The organism is Neisseria sp. P0009.S007 (assembly GCF_051962515.1).
Genome location: NZ_JBQCVF010000485.1, coordinates 1 through 1,076, shown reverse-complemented (window position 1 = coordinate 1,076; position 1,076 = coordinate 1). Strand labels below are relative to the sequence as shown.

General features: G+C 47.4%; 1 protein-coding gene. It reads left to right on the top strand.

The genetic code is table 11. The annotated features are described in order from the left end of the window. A partial coding sequence (locus ACTHS3_RS14240; protein ID WP_440368277.1) for a flotillin domain-containing protein occupies positions 1–654 on the top strand: 654 nt, incomplete at its 5' end. Positions 655–1,076: the final 422 nt, after the last annotated feature.

Genomic DNA, 1,076 nt, shown 5'->3' with positions numbered 1-1,076 from the left:
GTTCGCGAAGAAGAGAGCGTGATTACCGTACGCGAAACCGAACGCGCCGAGCGTGCCAAAGCGGTTGAATTGATTGCCGCAGAAGAAGCCGCGCAAAAAGATGCGATTTCGCTCACTGTTGCTGCCGAAGCCGAAAAACAAGCCGCACAAGACCGCGCAGAAGCCGTGCGTATTGCCGCCGAAGCCGAAGCCGAAAAACACCGCCTGCAAGCCAAAGGTGAGGCAGATGCCAAAATTCTGTTGGCGCAAGCGCAAGAGCAACAATACAAGGTTGATGCAGAAGGTACCCGCGCTGTAAACGAGGCTGCCAACGTCCTGAGCGTTGAACAGGTTGAAATGCAAGTCCGCCTTGCCCTCTTAAAACACCTGCCGGACATCATCCGCGAATCCGTCCGCCCGATGGAAAAAATCGAAGACATCAAAATCTTGCAAGTCAATGGTCTGGGTGGCTTTGCCGGTGGTGCAAACGGTGCGGAAGGTGTTTCAGACGGCCAAACCACACAAGCCAGCCTTGCCGATCAAATGGTCAACAGCGCCCTGCGCTACCGCAGCCAAGCTCCGTTGGTTGACGGTCTATTGAAAGAGTTGGGACTGAATGGTGGCGACATCAACGGTCTGACCCAAGGACTGGATAAAACCATCGACCAATCATAAATGAATACCGTAATAATGGTTTAAAGGCCGTCTGAAAAGTTTCAGACGGCCTTTTGTTTATACAAGGGCTTCCGCAAATTCTAATATTTTCAATACTGATCAATTCAGATCTGTTGCGGTTGCAATAAATTAGGAATTATCCACCCTGCTTTTTGTGGTTAAAAAAGATTGAGTAGGCTATTCTTAGCCAAATAACAAGACTAACTGCTTTGAAAATGATCCGCCAACAATTGAGTCATAAAAACCGGTTCTACCGTTCCGATTTCAAGTTTGCCATCTACTCATCTATCGACATTTCAATACCAAGCTGCTTATCTTCAGGCAAATAAAAAAGCACAACATTTCGTTGTGCTTTTTCTTGATGAACCCACATTACTTGTTTTTTTGCGAACGAAGGTAATCCAAAGTTTTCAGCTGGGCAA